Below are 14,808 nucleotides of genomic sequence, written 5' to 3'. Positions count from 1 at the left end.
TGAAGGATATAACAGCATAATTAGGCACTTTCTGGCAAGATTGAGAAGAAAGTCAAAGTGTTATACTAAGAGTCTTGAAATGCTGAAGTACTCTGTTCTTCTTTTGATGAAGTACAGAAATAAAGAGTTAGCTATGTTTAGTTAACAATGCCTTATAATTTAGAATAGTCACTGTTGTTTTCTAAATATATAACGATTTTGAATAAACGAACTCAAAATAAGGCCATGATGATGATCGTTTGAGGAGGTTGAGGGTAAAAAAGTAATACTTTTAAAATCAATTTAATTCTATCACTTATTATTATGGAAATCTTAGCCATATTCTTTTAAGTGACCTCATTTCAAAGGATCAATTTTGCAGATAATTTTCAGCAAACATAAATAGATTTGATTACTTAGTAGTGAGGTATGGGGATAGCTATATGATAGGTATCTCATCCTTGCTTTTCACGAGCTTCCACTTTCGGAAGCACTTGAAAAAATTGAACCGATGACAGATTGTGCTGAGATCTTCTCTGAAGGGCTACATGATCTCTTCCGTGAGGAAGAACTGGCATTTTCCTATGACCTGAAGTATACTGTCCATGCCCCGAGTACTGATATGAACCTCTCCAGCCTGAGAGAACCTATCCGTCTTGCAGCTATCAGTCTGGTCGAACAGATGGCTGGTATATGCAATGAACTGGATTCCGATATTCTGGTGGTCCATCCCGGATATTTTTCCTATCCTGTGGATATGATGCATGCACAGAGGGCATTTGAGAGGTCAATTGTTGACCTTGAGAACATATCAAGGGATACGGGTGTCAGGATGTGTATCGAGAACATGCCAAAATGGGATTGCTTTTTGCTCAGGAATCCGGATATTGATCTTGGGGATAATGGTTTTACTCTGGATGTTGGGCATGCGAACACATGGGGGAACCTTAATAATTTCCTGGAAATGGGGGACTCTATCTCACATTTTCGCTTGCACGATAATAATGGGGAAATTGATGACCATTTCTTTATTGGTGGAGGAAATATGGATTTTCCATCATTTTCCAGTTTGCTTAACAAAAGTAAAGCAATTAAGATCATAGGGAATAAGTGTGAAGAGGATGTGCTCAAAAGTTTGGAAGCACTTAAAAGAATGGGCACTAAATGAAACTCTGCTCCGCGATTACATAACAAAAATGAGCAAAGAGTTAACATTGTGACAACACATTTATATACCAAAAAGATCTCTTTACATTTATGAGTCAGTTAGATAATAAAGTATTCCATGCCCTGGGAAGCGATACACGTATCAGGATGCTTGAATTTCTTGATGAGGAGGAACGTCACATCTCTGAACTTGCCAGGATGTTGGGTATTTCCGTACCTGTGGCTGCAAAACACGCTAAAATATTGGAAGAGGCTGATCTTGTTGAGCGAAAGATCTTCGGGAAAACCCACGTGTTGAAGCCTAACAGGGAGAATATCTATCTTGCTATGAACGTGTTCGCACCTACCAAGTCAATAGAGGTAGAAAAAGGTACAACGTTGCTTGATGCTCTTCGTGGAGTTGCGGCTATCAAAGTCCAGAAAAAAGGCGATCGTGAAGTTATCGTTTCGACCGATGGTGAAGAAGGCCTTTACGTCTATGAGATAAACGGTGAGTTCTCGGAAAAATCCGTTCAGAACTGTGTTCTTGAGGAAGACACGACAATAGAATGGAAGAAGCTGGAGCCTGTAACAAAGATCAAACTTGATATACATGTGAAGGAATGATCTTCTCTTTTTTAGAAATAATACTTTCACTTCGCTTGGCTGGCGATTATATGGCTACGCTGTAATCTATCAATTGATGATTGCTGAAAGAACGAACGAACAACACCTGACATTATCGGAGAGAATGAAATTACTCTCCTCAGGAACTAAATATGACAGTTGCAACCAGAGTGCGGTCTGCCATGCGTTCGGTCCCGATGGAAGATGCATACAGCTTTATAAGACATTATTATCAAATTCCTGCGCAGGGGAGTGTGCTTATTGCCCAAACCGCTGTGAACGGGATACTATGAGGGCAACACTTGATCCTGAGGAGATCGCAAAGATCACTGATATGGTTGTCAACGGCGACGTCACAACCTTCTGAGAAGGACTAAATCAGTTTGTATAAGTGGGCAGTTATTTGGGATAGGCTTTGTAACTGCCATTTCTTTTTATTTTTTTGTTGTTTACACTCTTTTCTTTTTGACTTAGCACGCTTTTCTGGTAGTTTTCATTGCCATTTGGTCTATTCTTTGCTTTGTTTTTGCTCAGGCGGCGAAAAGAATAAGTATTATTATAGCTATGGAGGGGTTGTATCTCACACAAGTGGGATGGGATGATGCTGATCTCAGTATGACCCGCCTTAACTCAGTGGTAGAGTGCGCGGCTGTAGTATGGAATATGCGACTTGTCGCACATACCGCGCAGGCACCGCGATGTCCCCGGTTCGAGTCTGGGAGGCGGGACTTAACATCCTAAATTCGCGAAAGGTTTATATACCTGGCAGCGTATTAAGGGTGTGCTCACACAGCAAACAAACGCAATGTCCGAATAGTGTAGAGGCCTATCATGGAGCCCTGTCGAGGCTCCGACTCGGGTTCGAATCCCGGTTCGGGCGTACAAATTTACCGGCTGAAAATGCCGGTAAAACCCATCTTTTTTTTGTAAATTTTGAGTTATTATTAATCTCATTGGTTTTTTTCTTTCAAAATTTTAAAACTGCCTTCTGATTCGGGTTTTGCATTTTTGAGAAAGCCTTATATTATATGAGCAGTTCTCGAGAAACAATATTATAATATTATAAAGTACACTTACTTCCGACTGTAGCATGAAAGTGATCACATGGCATACAAAATAATAGAGAAACGTCAGTTGGTGCCGGATGTGCACCTGATGAACATCCAGGCTTCCGATGTGGCTGCGGCTGCAAAGGCAGGGCAGTTCATTATTCTTCGCATCGATGAAGCCGGTGAGAGGATCCCTCTTACAATTGCAGACTATGACTCAGATGAGGGATCTGTCACCATTATTTTCCAGGAAATGGGAAAAACTACAAAACAGCTCGCAAAGATGAGCGCCGGCGAGGAACTTCTTGATTTTGTAGGGCCTCTTGGCAAAGAGTCCGAGATCGAAAAGCTCGGTACTGTTGTGCTTGTTGGCGGCGGTGTTGGTATCGCTCCTATCTATCCTCAGGCAAAAGCATATCGCGCAGCTGGGAATAAGGTTATTTCCATTATCGGGGCACGCAATAAGGACATGCTCATACTTGAAGATGAGATGATCGCTGCCAGTGATGAGGTTCTTGTGGCCACTGATGATGGTTCAAAGGGCCACCATGGTTTTGTAACGGACCTTGTCAAGCAACTTCTTGATGGTGAGGAACATATCGACAGGATAGTAGCTATCGGTCCTCCTATCATGATGCGTGCAGTTGCAGGGGTTACTGGATCATATGATGTTGAGACACTCGTTAGCCTCAATCCTATAATGGTCGATGGTACCGGCATGTGTGGTGGCTGCCGTGTCAATGTTGGCGGTGAGGTTAAATTTGCTTGTGTGGACGGCCCTGAGTTCAACGCAAAGGATGTGGACTTCAATCTGTTGATGAGCCGTCTGTCCTTCTATCGTAAAGAAGAAGCTGATGCTATCACAAAGTCCCAGAAAGGCTGCGGAGATGATTGCAAATGTCAATAAGACCGGAAATGCCGCAGCAAGCTCCTGAAGACCGTGTCACTAATTTCGATGAAGTCGCTTTAGGATACACTGAAGAACAGGCTATCCTTGAAGCAGAGCGCTGCCTCGAGTGCAAGAACCCTAAATGTGTGGAAGGCTGTCCTGTGAACATTGATATTCCTGGCTTTATCTCAAAGATCAAGGAAGGCGACTTCCAGGAAGCTATCAATATCATCAAATATACGAACACTCTCCCTGCTGTATGCGGCCGTGTATGCCCTCAGGAAGAGCAGTGTGAGAAACTTTGTATCCTCGGAAAGAAAAGCGAACCAATTGCCATTGGTCGCCTTGAAAGGATCTGTGCGGACCGTGAGCGTGAAGTTGGTGTAAAGGACCCTGTTGTAGCACCATCTACCGGTAAGACCGTGGCAATAGTCGGTTCAGGCCCTGCAGGTCTGACGGCAGCTTCCGACCTTGCAAGAGCAGGTCATTCAGTTACCATATTCGAAGCTTTGCATGAGGCAGGCGGTGTACTGATCTATGGTATTCCTGAGTTCAGGCTTCCAAAGGCCATTGTAAAGGAAGAGGTGGATTATATCCGAAAGCTCGGCGCTGATATCAAAATGGATTACGTTATCGGTCGCATACTGACCCTTGACCAGCTAACTGACAGATTCGATGCGGTCTTCCTCGGAACCGGTGCAGGTCTGCCAAAGTTCATGGGGATAGAGGGTGAGAACCTCAATGGTGTCTATTCTGCCAATGAGTTCCTTACCCGTGTGAACCTGATGAAGGCATACAATGATAATTTCGACACACCAATAAAGCGAGGCCGCAACGTTATCGTTGTAGGTGGCGGTAATGTGGCAATGGATGCTGCCCGCAGTGCCTTGAGACTTGGTGCAGATGAGGTCAGCATTGTATACAGACGCAGCGATGAGGAACTTCCTGCAAGGCGTGAGGAGATCGAGCATGCAAAGGAAGAGGGTATCGTATTCCGCTTATTGACCAATCCTGTGCGTATCATCGAAGGCGAGAACATGTCTGTCAATGGCGTCGAATGTGTCAGGATGGAACTTGGCGAACCTGATGAGTCAGGACGCAGGCGGCCTGGGGTCGTAGAAGGCTCTGAGCACATAGTCGATGCTGATATTGTTATAATGGCCATCGGCACTTCACCGAACCCCATCATCTTCGATGGTTCGAAAGGTCTCGAGGTTACGCCGTGGGGCACAATTGTCGTAGATGAGGGGGGTATGTCATCCATTGAAGGCGTTTGTGCCGGCGGCGATGCCGTGACCGGTGCAGCAACCGTTATCAGTGCAATGGGCGCAGGTAAGCTGGCTGCTGATACTATCAACAACTACCTTTCAAAATAAGTTCTATGTATGGCAGATATATTGATCTGCCATCTATTTTTTTTGTTTTTTGCTCTGTCCATATGGAAGTATTTAATACCTGCCTGTTCTATTCTTGAATTCAATGCATTTGAAAAAGAGCGATGCCCGAATTCACAAGATGCCTTCCAGAAAAGGTGTAGTTGATAAAAAAAAGCATTCAAGGAACCAGGTGTCTAACGAGACATCTCAAATATACTGGTGTAAAGATTGCAATGTTCCGCTTCTTGATAAGAAGTGTGGTGTCTGCAACGGCGAGATCTTTGAAATTAGGCTATCCGGGCCTGGTGACATAAGGTTCTGTTCACCGTATGAACGTGAACTTCTCGGCAATCTTTTGCTTTCTGAATTTGGCCGTGATCCTCTGGGGGAAAGGCTGGTCCTGTTGAACAAGATCTCCGGGGAGGATAAGACCGCTCAGGTCATAGTGGACGGTCTGGATATCGGCACTCTTCTTTTTGATATGTCCCTGATGGAACACCGCTTCGAGATATCGGTAGCAGGAGCACAGGTATTTCATGGTCTGATCGGAAGCAGGACTGTTACCCTGAAAAAGACCAAAATGCATCTGAACGGAAAAAAGGTCAGTTCTGAATTGATCGAAAGTTCTACCGATGACATAAAAGCAGGGGATCCTGTAATAGTTGTGTCGGGTAATCTCGTTGGAGTTGGGATCTCCCTTGTAGATAGCGATAATATGGCAGTTTCAGATGGTCCTGTGTTAAGGATACGGAAGATCTCCAGTAGTGACCTTAAGCTAAGCTCCAATGTAGCAACCCTCGAGGATGCCATTAACGCTAATCTTCCTCACTTGCGAAAAATTGGTAAGAACGCAATGAATACCATCAAAGGGATTGCGAGCCAGAAGGAGCACCGCAAACTTCCTGTGCATGTTTCATTCAGTGGTGGAAAAGATAGCCTTGTTGTTCTTGACCTTACTCTAAGTGCCCTGAAAGGCAGGGATGTAAGGGCATTTTTCCTTAATACCGGTATCGAATTCCCTGAAACCGTAGAATTCGTTCATTCCCATTGCGAAAAAAGGGGTATCGAACTTATTGAATCAAAAGCCGAAAATGCCTTTTGGGAGAATCTTGAGAGCTTTGGTCCTCCTGCAAAGGATTTCCGCTGGTGCTGCAAGGTTTGTAAGCTTGCGCCTGCGGGTGCTATCATTGATCAATGCAGTGAGGATAAAGGTGTATGTCTGACCATTGATGGAAAGCGTAAATTTGAATCATTTTCCAGATCAAATATCTCTGCCAGTGAAAAGAACCCCTTTGTTCCGAACCAGTTGAACATCTTCCCTATTCGTGACTGGCGTGCCATTGAGGTATGGCTTTATATCTATTGGAGGAAGCTCGATTATAATCCACTCTATGATGTTGGTTTTGAACGGGTGGGATGTTACCTTTGTCCTGCGGAACTGTCTGCTGAGTATGAAAGGCTGAAAGACCTTCATCCTTCTATCTATGAACGATGGAACAGTTTCCTTTTGAAATGGGCAAAGTCTAAAGGCCTTTCTGATGAATATGTTCGGCACGGTATGTGGCGCTGGAAGGAACTTCCTCCTAAAATGCTAAAGCTCGCGAGCGAACTTGGTATTGAGACCGAACCTTCGATCGTAAGTGACGATTTTGATATTACGTTGACATCTGGTTTTTCTCCATGTAGGGACGGTGGGTTTACTGTGGAGGCAAGTGTCAAAGGCGTACTTGTCAGCGAAGCTTCTGCTATTCTGAACATTCTGGGCTCAACTGTCTTTTCTGAAGAACTTGGTATGGTCCTTCTCAAAATGGATTCCAGCACTGTGAAATTCTTTTCATCAGGTAGTTTGAAGGTCACAGCGAATTCCAAAGAAGATGCACATTCCTGTCTTGAAGCGACAGCTAAGCAACTTCTGCGTGCAAATAAATGCACTGAATGCGGGATCTGTTTGAAGGTATGTCCTGTAAATGCCATAGAACTGGGTTCGAACAAAGGCAGGTTATACATAAATGATTCGTGTATACGCTGTGGTAAATGTACTGATGGATGTGTAGTGCTGAAATATTCGGACAAGATCCTTTCTGCCATGTTGAATGGCAGGAAGTGAAAATACATTCTTGAGTGAACTTTTAATAGGGTGTAGCTGTTATATTATATACTTATTAATATTATTCACAAATATTTAGCGTGTATCCAATGGTCACAGATATATCGGGCAAATTGTTCCCTCAAATGAGTTCCAAATGGAAGCTGATCCTTGGTGTAGCGTTAGTTCTACTTTTTTCACTATTCATCATCATTCTCCTACCCCTTGCTGATGGTATCATGCTAGGGCTCGTATTCGCATATATTGCCCGTCCGATCTACAATTTTATAAAAATGAAACGCCATCTCGGTGCTCTGGTGGCTACGATGTTCATTGTGACACCTATTGTGATGATACTTGGAATGGGCATAATCGAGATCGCCAATCAGTTTATATGGATCACTGAGAATCAGGCCGCAGTCATTGAATCTCTACTCAATTTCATTGGCAATCTCAATATTCCTGATGCTTATTACGAGAACATTCAGCAGACAATATGGACTTCATCTCTCTCCATTCTTCCTCTTCTTGGAAATCTGGTTTTCGTATCCTATGCCCGCGGTATCGCAATGTTCATGATCAATCTGTTAGTTGCTGTTCTAGTTTGTTATTTCCTTCTTGCGGACGGGGATGGACTTTATCGTTCTGTCCTTAGAATAATTCCAAATGGTAATCAGCATGTAGTTAAAAGATATGTCCATCACATGGATGTTATCCTCAGTGGGATCTTCATAGGAAATGCCTATGCAGCACTCTCAGTGAGCACTCTTTCGGTCATAGTGTTCTATGCTTTCGGTCTTTCGCATGTACTTGCACTGGCAACTCTCATATTCGTAGCATCGGCCATTCCAATGTTTGCAGGGTATATGGTCTTGGTAGTGCTTACGATCATACGTTATTTCAGTTTGGGATTTGAAAGTGCGCTGATCTTCTTTGTTGTATCATCGATAATTATCTATGCTCCGCCTGAATTTTTCCTGCGTCCCTATCTTGCAAGCATCAAGTCACACATTCATCCTTTCTTGATAATGCTGGCCTTCCTCGGCGGTGCATTTGTTGGCGGTATCGCGGGTTTCTTTGCAGCACCCATACTTCTTGGTACTTTGGTATCAGCTTACCGTGTTTATGTGGAGAATCTGGAGTATGTTCCGCCTGAGACTTCAGTAGATGAATGACTTATTATCTCTGTTGTTCAGGACTTGCTAAAATAGAGCTTCTTCCATTGTTATTCTCATTTAAGCCCAATGCAAAAATATGGGGTATGGTCTTTAATTGGCGAATAGTCCTTTTCTTCTAAATTCCATTGCGTTCTCATCACAAAGGATATTTAAAGAATGTATGTATAACATGTCGCAAGACATCAAGTAATCATCCTGTCTTTACGATCTTTACTGGAGATACTCAGATCTTGATCTATCTTCAACATTGTAGAGTTTGTTCTGTTAACAGGGCCATCAAGCGGTGAAATCATGCAATTATTACTCATCCATTCCGATTATATCGAATACGAAGTAAAAAAGAGCACTCCTGTAGCGGAAGATATCGAAGAGTCCTTTAAGCAGGGTCGTCTTGAGGACGCACTTACGGCATTCATGGCCGTTGAGAGCTTCGATGAAGCAAACCCTCAGGAGATAATAGATCGTGCAGTCTCTGAGATAGAGAATGTTGCAGGTCAGGTCAAGGCAGAGAGCATAATGCTTTATCCTTATGCGCATTTAAGCTCCGACCTTTCGTCTCCGAAAGTAGCTGTTTCAGTCCTAAAAAGTATTGAAAAGGCACTTGAGGGTAAGTACAATGTCATGAGGGCTCCATTTGGCTGGTACAAGGCATTCAGTATCAGTTGTAAAGGACATCCGCTTTCTGAACTTTCACGTACTATCAGGCCGGAAGGTGCTGTACCTTGTGGAGAGGTCGTCTCTATAGATGCTGAAAAGAAAGAGGTTGTTTCTGAGGCTCTTAAAGCAGAGGATTCTGCAAAGTCCTACTGGCGTATCCTGACACCAGATGGTGAGCTCCACGATGCGGAAACCTTTGATCTTACAGGGCATGATAATCTTCAGAAGTTCGTGAACTATGAGATATCCAAGAACAGGAACATCGAGAAGGCACCTCCTCACGTTGAACTTATGCGCCGCCTCGAGATCGCGGATTATGAACCTGGGTCTGATTCCGGTAACATGCGCTATTACCCAAAAGGCAGGATGATGAAATCACTTATCGAGAACTTCGTTCTCGAGGAGTCTTCAAAGATCGGGGCAATGGAAGTTGAGACTCCATTGATGTATGATATGAATCACCCGACCTTGAAAAAGTACCTTGACCGGTTCCCGGCACGTCAGTACTCCATCGAGTCTGACAAACGGAGTATGTTCTTGAGATTTGCTGCATGTTTCGGGCAGTTCCTCATGAACCATGACATGACGATCTCTTACAAGAATCTCCCTCTTAAGATGATCGAGATGACGAGGTACAGTTTCAGGAAAGAACAACGTGGCGAGCTTGTCGGGCTTCGCAGACTTCGTGCGTTCACAATGCCTGATATGCATACTCTCTGTCCTGACATGGAAGCTGCTATCTCCCAGTTTGGCGAACAGTACAGTATGTGCATTGATATTCTTCGTAAGATCGGTATCGATGTGAGTGACTTTGAGGTTGCTATTCGCTTTACCCGTGAGTTCTATGAAGATAACAGGGAGTTCATAACCGAGCTTGCAAAGAAGGTCGATAAGCCTGTTCTTGTGGAGATGTGGGATACTCGATTCTTCTATTTCGTACTTAAGTTCGAGTTCAATTTCGTTGATGCGACAGCAAAAGCGAGTGCACTTTCCACTGTGCAGATAGACGTGGAGAATGCAGAGCGTTATGATATCAATTATGTTGATGCCAATGGCGAGATGAACCGTCCTACTGTATTGCATTGTTCTCCAAGCGGTGCGATCGAGAGGTGTATCTATGCACTTCTTGAAAAGGCGGCAATGGATGCAGAAGGGGGTAAGGTTCCAAATCTTCCTGTCTGGCTTTCACCGACTCAGGTGCGTGTTATTCCAATTGCTGAAAGGCATATGGATTTCGCTCAAGAGGTCGCTGATTCTCTCTTGTGTCGTGCAGATATTGATGACCGGGAAGAGACCGTTGGTAAGAAGATACGCGATGCAGGTCGTGAGTGGATACCTTATGTGGCAGTGATAGGTGATAGTGAGGTCGAGAGCGGCAAGGTTACTGTGACAATTCGTGCAGAATCTGAGCCAAAGAAGCCGATGAAGGTGGAAATGACTGCAGAAGAGTTGAGTGAACGCGTATTCAACGAGATAGGTGATATGCCGTATCGCAGTCTTCCTCTTGCAAAACTGCTTTCCATGAGGCCAAAGTTCATTTAATGGTTTGTCTGGTGTTGAATTTATGACTGCGACAGATGATGTGTCCTGTGCGGAGATATATGTCTCTGGCAGGGTTCAGGGAGTATATTTCAGGGGATTTACTCAGAAGACCGCTACCAGTTTAGGTCTGATGGGGTATGCCCAAAATCTCCCGGATGGTCGTGTCAAAGTGGTTGCTCAGGGGAAAAGGTCCTGCATTTCAGAACTGTTGGATCATTTACATATTGGTCCTGAGCTATCAAATGTTGAAAGTATTGAAGTTGGCTGGATAGCTCTCTCTGATACTTTCACAGACTTTTTTATCAAAAGATGATAGTTCGACCTATGGTCGTTATTGTCTGGGATATTTCTTTTTCCAAAAGGATATGTTCAAAATTCAGCGTTTACTTTCTTCGAACATCTCATATTCAGTTTCAGCAACCTTTTTTTCAATATCCTCTAATCCCAGAACCTCTTTTAGTTCTATGATACAATCCATGCAAACATGGCTGCGACCTATTATTCTGCCTTCGGGCATGTCGTTGCCATAGTCTCCTTCAACACCTGCTTCCAGGCATGTTTTTCCACAAAATATACAACTCATTTCTACCACTCCTGATGACACGATCAATTGTCCCATCCATTATAAGTTTCATAAATCTCTCTATATAATGCTATCGTTCTATGGGAAATAAATTATGTCAGTTTGGGATGATTATTTAGGGCTGTGTGTGATATTCTATATTAATGTCAAAATATCCTCCTGGCAGTGGATCCTCTGCAATTAAGGATCATTTGAAAGCTCCCTTTTCTGACTATCAGTGGAGGCTCGAATCGATCGAGCTCATACTTACTGAGCTGATAGAATCTTCCAATAATGGGGATATTATTCTGGCTGAAGGGAAACGTGACATTGTTTCGTTGAAAAAGCTTGGCATTAATGGTTCTATCGAACTTGTTACTCAGTCCCCTCTTACAGAGATCTCTGAAAGGGTTGCAAGTGAGAAGAAACGAGTCATCGTTCTTACTGATTGGGACCGGAGGGGTAACATCCTTGCCGCGAAACTTTCTGAGGACTTGGTATATCTCGGTGCTGATGTTGATATGCAGCTACGTGATAAGCTAAGTTCTTTGGTTAAAAAAGAGATCAAGGATGTTGAAAGCCTTTACACTTATGTTATAAAATTAAGGAAAATAGTTACTGGTGATCAGATCGATATCTGATCACGATATGTGCCTGATCGTGTGGCACTTTTATAACTGGTCTCTACTGATGTTGTACTGCCACATTTACTGCAGTAGTGCATGAGATTGCTTCCCATCTTCATACGCTTAAGATCGATCTCGCAACGATGGCATTTTAGTGAACCTGTCATAAGATCGCCTTATCCCATTATTGTGATCGAATCAAGTCTTGCAGTTCCTGCTTTTGTCCAGTATTTACATACTTTGCATACCTGCAAGCTGTCATTTTCTAGCTCAAGCTCTGAGTTGCACTTTGGACATTCGTCTAATATTTTCATTATATACCCCCACCGATTAATGATATGTAAGTAATATTGCGTTTATGTGGCGTAAAAAAGTGTATTGGAAATCCCACTCCCCAAACCCACTCTTTTCTTCTATATTGCATTTCAATATAGTCTTCGTCCTTATGGATAACCCTACATAGGTGATTCATCTATATATATACCTTTCCTATATGTTCTGATAATTGCTATCATTTGCCTCTACCAAATAGCTTAAAACCCATGTATGATTACTATGCTCCATGTTCGATGTGGTTATTGTAAGGTATGGAGAACTAGCACTCAAGAGTCCGGGTGTCAGGAATCTCTATGAAAGGATCCTTGTAAGGAACCTTGAGGCTATGTTGAGGCAGAAAAAAGTATCTTTTTCCAGAGTTCATCGTGAATGGGGTCGTATCTTCATTACTTCTGATGACCCGGAAGCTGCAATAGCAGCCGCGGATGTCTTTGGTGTTGTTTCCACATCGGCTGCTAAAATTATAGAGGCTGATGTTGATGAAGCTGCAAAGCTTTGTGCCGATATTGGTACCGATATTATAAATGAAGGCGAGTCCTTCGGAATTCGTGCACGTCGTGTGGGAAAAGAGGGCCCTTCTTCCACGGACATTGGCAGATTATGCGGGGATGCGGTCTGGACCCGGCTTGAATCTATTGGAAAAACTCCTAAGGTGGACCTTTCAAATCCTGATCGTGAGATCTCCGTTGAAATGAGGCAGAACAAAGCCTATGTTTTTACAGACATTGTCAAAGGTGTGGGGGGTCTTCCGCTTGGTAGTCAGGGTACGATGGTCGCTTTGATGTCAGGGGGCATCGATTCTCCGGTTGCAGCATGGCTTATGATGAAGCGTGGTGTGAAGGTTATCCCGGTGTATGCGAACAACATACCTTTTTCTGATGAGAGAGCACTTGAACGTGCGATCAAAGCTGTTGAACTGCTTCAAAAATGGTCTCCTGCGGATCATATGAAAATGTATGAGGTCCCTCATGGGAAGAACCTTGACGAGTTTATGAAGAAGTGTATTGTGAAGAATACCTGTCTTCTCTGTAAACGCACAATGTATCGTATGGCATATGAAATTATGAAAAAAGAGAATGCTGATGGTATCATCACAGGCTCATCCATCGGTCAGGTGGCTTCACAGACCGCTGCCAATATGCATGCTGAGATATATGGTCTGGGAATTCCGCTTTATCACCCTCTCATAGGGCTTGACAAAACCGAAATAATCGATATTGCCAAACGCATTGGTTCCTATGATATTTCAATAATGCCAACTTCAGGCTGTGGTGCCGTTCCTGTTAACCCAGAGGTGAAAGCAACATTTGGTTCCATTGTCAAAGAAGAAGAAAAAGTGGACATTGAAGCTCTTGTTAATGAAGCGGTCTCTAACGCAAAAGTGATCCATATGGGGGATGAATAATCCTCTTATTACTCTTTTTTATTCATCTTATTACTTTATTTCAATGATCTCTCTAATGGACTCGACGGGATTTGAACCCGCGGCCTTTACGTTGCGAACGTAACGATCTCCCCCTGATCTACGAGCCCTATAGATAAATAATAAAAAGAGAAATAAAAAAAATTAAAAATTAAACAGGTCTTCCCAATTCGGTGACCTGTACGCTCTCTACACCAGGAACTGCTGCAAAAGCTTCTTCTACAGGCTCTGTGCCGCCTTCGAGGTCGCCAACGAGGACTACTAGTTTGAGCGCTTTCAAACCAAATGCAACAGGTTCTATCTCTGAGCCGAAGATAGATGCGCCTTCTGGTAATGCTGCTTCAAGCCTGATCTTAAGGTCATCCAGGTCGGTATCTACACCTTCTGGCATGATCTTCATTGTTGCTGCTACTTCACCCATTATAATTCCTCAGGGTCCTACAAATCCGCATTTTGGACATGTGTAAGGGTTGCTCTGTTGTCTGCACTTGGTACATCTTCCAAGTTCGGTTTCGCATGTTGGGCAAGGGAGTCTTGTGAACCCTTTCTCAACAAGGTGAATTCCGCATGATGTGCATTGTTCAACTTTTGCCATATTATAAATCTCCTTTTTAATTCAGTAAATTGTATGATGCTGGAACGAAACGTTTTGTATCGCTATAAGCTATTAACGGTTTCTGTACATACGCGGTATATAATTTAAGTATTCCCCTTGATGTAAGTTCCTATAACTTTTTTACCTTCAATGGCTGCAACCACTCTCTCCGGATGATCTCCATTCACGATCATGCAGTCCATACCGTGCTTTATCAGCATTGTGGACAACATCCGGTCGGCGCATGTTTCTCCCATCCTCTCAAGTTCTCTTTGGGTCATCTCCTCTATCATTTTCCCATCATTGAAAATACCATCAACATCGGTGGCTTTGACAAATCTTGCATTCATTCTTTGTGCCACCCATGCTGCAATGGTGTCAGAGGTAACATCCCATGAATGGGGTAGTTCATCCGTATCCTTCAAAAGTCTGTATGGGAGCAGAATTGATACCTTTTCGTTGACATTGCTGGTATCCTCTATGGTTGGTATCCCTGTCATATCTTCGAGGAGATGTGCATATTGTTCCATTGCTGCTATGGCCATCCAGTGGGATGCTTTTTCCGTGAGTGAATACTCTTCGGATATCCTGCGTATATTATCGGCAAAGATCCCACCGCCGGGTACGATGATCACTTGCGTATTCCCTTCGGTTCCGGCAAAGTGGTCAGATATGGCCTCTATGAGGTCTGCTGATCTGTCTATCAGACTTCCTCCAAGTTTAAGGACGACCTTCAT

At 43.4% G+C, this 14,808-nt stretch carries 17 protein-coding genes, 3 tRNA genes and 1 pseudogene; 14 read left to right on the top strand and 7 right to left on the bottom strand.

Going from position 1 to position 14,808, the window contains the following annotated elements:
- From KDK67_RS04550 to KDK67_RS04495, 12 genes and pseudogenes are all read left to right on the top strand, one after another.
- Positions 1-145 (top strand): annotated as a pseudogene (locus KDK67_RS04550) (IS1 family transposase); the annotation flags it as partial.
- 345 nt (positions 146-490) lie between these two features.
- A complete protein-coding gene (locus KDK67_RS04545) occupies positions 491-1,147 on the top strand; it encodes a sugar phosphate isomerase/epimerase family protein (RefSeq protein ID WP_250867646.1) in 657 nt (218 codons plus the stop codon).
- A gap of 89 nt (positions 1,148-1,236) precedes the next feature.
- Positions 1,237-1,752 (top strand): ArsR family transcriptional regulator, encoded by a 516-nt coding sequence (locus tag KDK67_RS04540; protein WP_250867644.1) that lies wholly within the window; start codon positions 1,237-1,239, stop codon positions 1,750-1,752.
- Positions 1,753-1,828: 76 nt separating this feature from the next.
- Entirely contained in the window at positions 1,829-2,119 is a 291-nt protein-coding gene (locus tag KDK67_RS04535; RefSeq protein WP_250867642.1) for a hypothetical protein, read from the top strand.
- 252 nt (positions 2,120-2,371) lie between these two features.
- Positions 2,372-2,480: transfer RNA gene (locus tag KDK67_RS04530), tRNA-Tyr, on the top strand.
- Between the two features lie 79 nt (positions 2,481-2,559).
- A tRNA-Asp gene (locus KDK67_RS04525) sits at positions 2,560-2,632 on the top strand.
- A 224-nt stretch (positions 2,633-2,856) separates the two neighbouring features.
- Positions 2,857-3,708 (top strand): sulfide/dihydroorotate dehydrogenase-like FAD/NAD-binding protein, encoded by an 852-nt coding sequence (locus KDK67_RS04520; protein ID WP_250867641.1) that lies wholly within the window; start codon positions 2,857-2,859, stop codon positions 3,706-3,708.
- Positions 3,699-5,066, top strand: a complete 1,368-nt coding sequence (gltA, locus tag KDK67_RS04515; protein WP_250867639.1) for an NADPH-dependent glutamate synthase — start codon at positions 3,699-3,701, stop codon at positions 5,064-5,066. Before KDK67_RS04520 ends, gltA begins: the two co-directional genes overlap by 10 nt.
- Before the next feature lie 103 nt (positions 5,067-5,169).
- Positions 5,170-7,173 (top strand): phosphoadenosine phosphosulfate reductase domain-containing protein, encoded by a 2,004-nt coding sequence (locus tag KDK67_RS04510; RefSeq protein ID WP_250867637.1) that lies wholly within the window; start codon positions 5,170-5,172, stop codon positions 7,171-7,173.
- 125 nt (positions 7,174-7,298) lie between these two features.
- Entirely contained in the window at positions 7,299-8,327 is a 1,029-nt protein-coding gene (locus KDK67_RS04505) for an AI-2E family transporter (protein ID WP_250867636.1), read from the top strand.
- Positions 8,328-8,621: 294 nt separating this feature from the next.
- Positions 8,622-10,529 (top strand): threonine--tRNA ligase, encoded by a 1,908-nt coding sequence (locus KDK67_RS04500; RefSeq protein ID WP_250867634.1) that lies wholly within the window; start codon positions 8,622-8,624, stop codon positions 10,527-10,529.
- Between the two features lie 22 nt (positions 10,530-10,551).
- The gene (locus KDK67_RS04495; protein WP_250867632.1) at positions 10,552-10,842 is read left to right on the top strand and encodes an acylphosphatase; all 291 of its coding nucleotides are present in this window, start codon (positions 10,552-10,554) and stop codon (positions 10,840-10,842) included.
- A gap of 63 nt (positions 10,843-10,905) precedes the next feature.
- Here the strand turns inward: KDK67_RS04495 and KDK67_RS04490 are convergent, their stop codons facing one another.
- A complete protein-coding gene (locus tag KDK67_RS04490; RefSeq protein ID WP_250867631.1) occupies positions 10,906-11,112 on the bottom strand; it encodes a hypothetical protein in 207 nt (68 codons plus the stop codon).
- 143 nt (positions 11,113-11,255) lie between these two features.
- Here KDK67_RS04490 and KDK67_RS04485 point away from each other — a divergent pair, with 143 nt between their 5' ends.
- Positions 11,256-11,732 (top strand): toprim domain-containing protein, encoded by a 477-nt coding sequence (locus KDK67_RS04485; protein ID WP_250867630.1) that lies wholly within the window; start codon positions 11,256-11,258, stop codon positions 11,730-11,732.
- Here KDK67_RS04485 and KDK67_RS04480 read toward each other — a convergent pair.
- Both KDK67_RS04480 and KDK67_RS04475 read right to left on the bottom strand, forming a co-directional pair.
- Positions 11,717-11,884 (bottom strand): hypothetical protein, encoded by a 168-nt coding sequence (locus tag KDK67_RS04480; RefSeq protein ID WP_250867628.1) that lies wholly within the window; start codon positions 11,882-11,884, stop codon positions 11,717-11,719. The two genes, KDK67_RS04485 and KDK67_RS04480, sit on opposite strands and share 16 nt — an antisense overlap.
- A 9-nt stretch (positions 11,885-11,893) precedes the next feature.
- Positions 11,894-12,031 carry a hypothetical protein gene (locus KDK67_RS04475; protein WP_250867627.1) on the bottom strand — a complete coding sequence of 46 codons (138 nt, stop codon included), beginning with the start codon at positions 12,029-12,031 and terminating at the stop codon, positions 11,894-11,896.
- A 248-nt stretch (positions 12,032-12,279) separates the two neighbouring features.
- Between KDK67_RS04475 and thiI the strand changes: the two genes are divergently transcribed.
- A complete protein-coding gene (thiI, locus tag KDK67_RS04470; RefSeq protein ID WP_250867626.1) occupies positions 12,280-13,458 on the top strand; it encodes a tRNA uracil 4-sulfurtransferase ThiI in 1,179 nt (392 codons plus the stop codon).
- Positions 13,459-13,514: 56 nt separating this feature from the next.
- Here the strand turns inward: thiI and KDK67_RS04465 are convergent.
- The 4 genes from KDK67_RS04465 to KDK67_RS04450 all read right to left on the bottom strand — a co-directional run bounded on the left by KDK67_RS04465 (position 13,515) and on the right by KDK67_RS04450 (position 14,808).
- A tRNA-Ala gene (locus tag KDK67_RS04465) sits at positions 13,515-13,586 on the bottom strand.
- A 41-nt stretch (positions 13,587-13,627) separates the two neighbouring features.
- Positions 13,628-13,897, bottom strand: coding sequence for an elongation factor 1-beta (locus tag KDK67_RS04460; protein WP_250867624.1), 270 nt, complete (start codon positions 13,895-13,897; stop codon positions 13,628-13,630).
- Positions 13,898-13,906: 9 nt separating this feature from the next.
- Entirely contained in the window at positions 13,907-14,071 is a 165-nt protein-coding gene (locus KDK67_RS04455) for an HVO_2753 family zinc finger protein (protein WP_011499381.1), read from the bottom strand.
- A gap of 104 nt (positions 14,072-14,175) precedes the next feature.
- Positions 14,176-14,808, bottom strand: coding sequence for an amino acid kinase family protein (locus KDK67_RS04450; protein ID WP_250867623.1), 633 nt, complete (start codon positions 14,806-14,808; stop codon positions 14,176-14,178).

The sequence above is a fragment of the Methanococcoides seepicolus genome, assembly GCF_023684405.1.
In the GTDB taxonomy this organism is placed as follows: domain Archaea; phylum Halobacteriota; class Methanosarcinia; order Methanosarcinales; family Methanosarcinaceae; genus Methanococcoides; species Methanococcoides seepicolus.
This window is presented reverse-complemented; position numbering and strand designations above follow the sequence as displayed.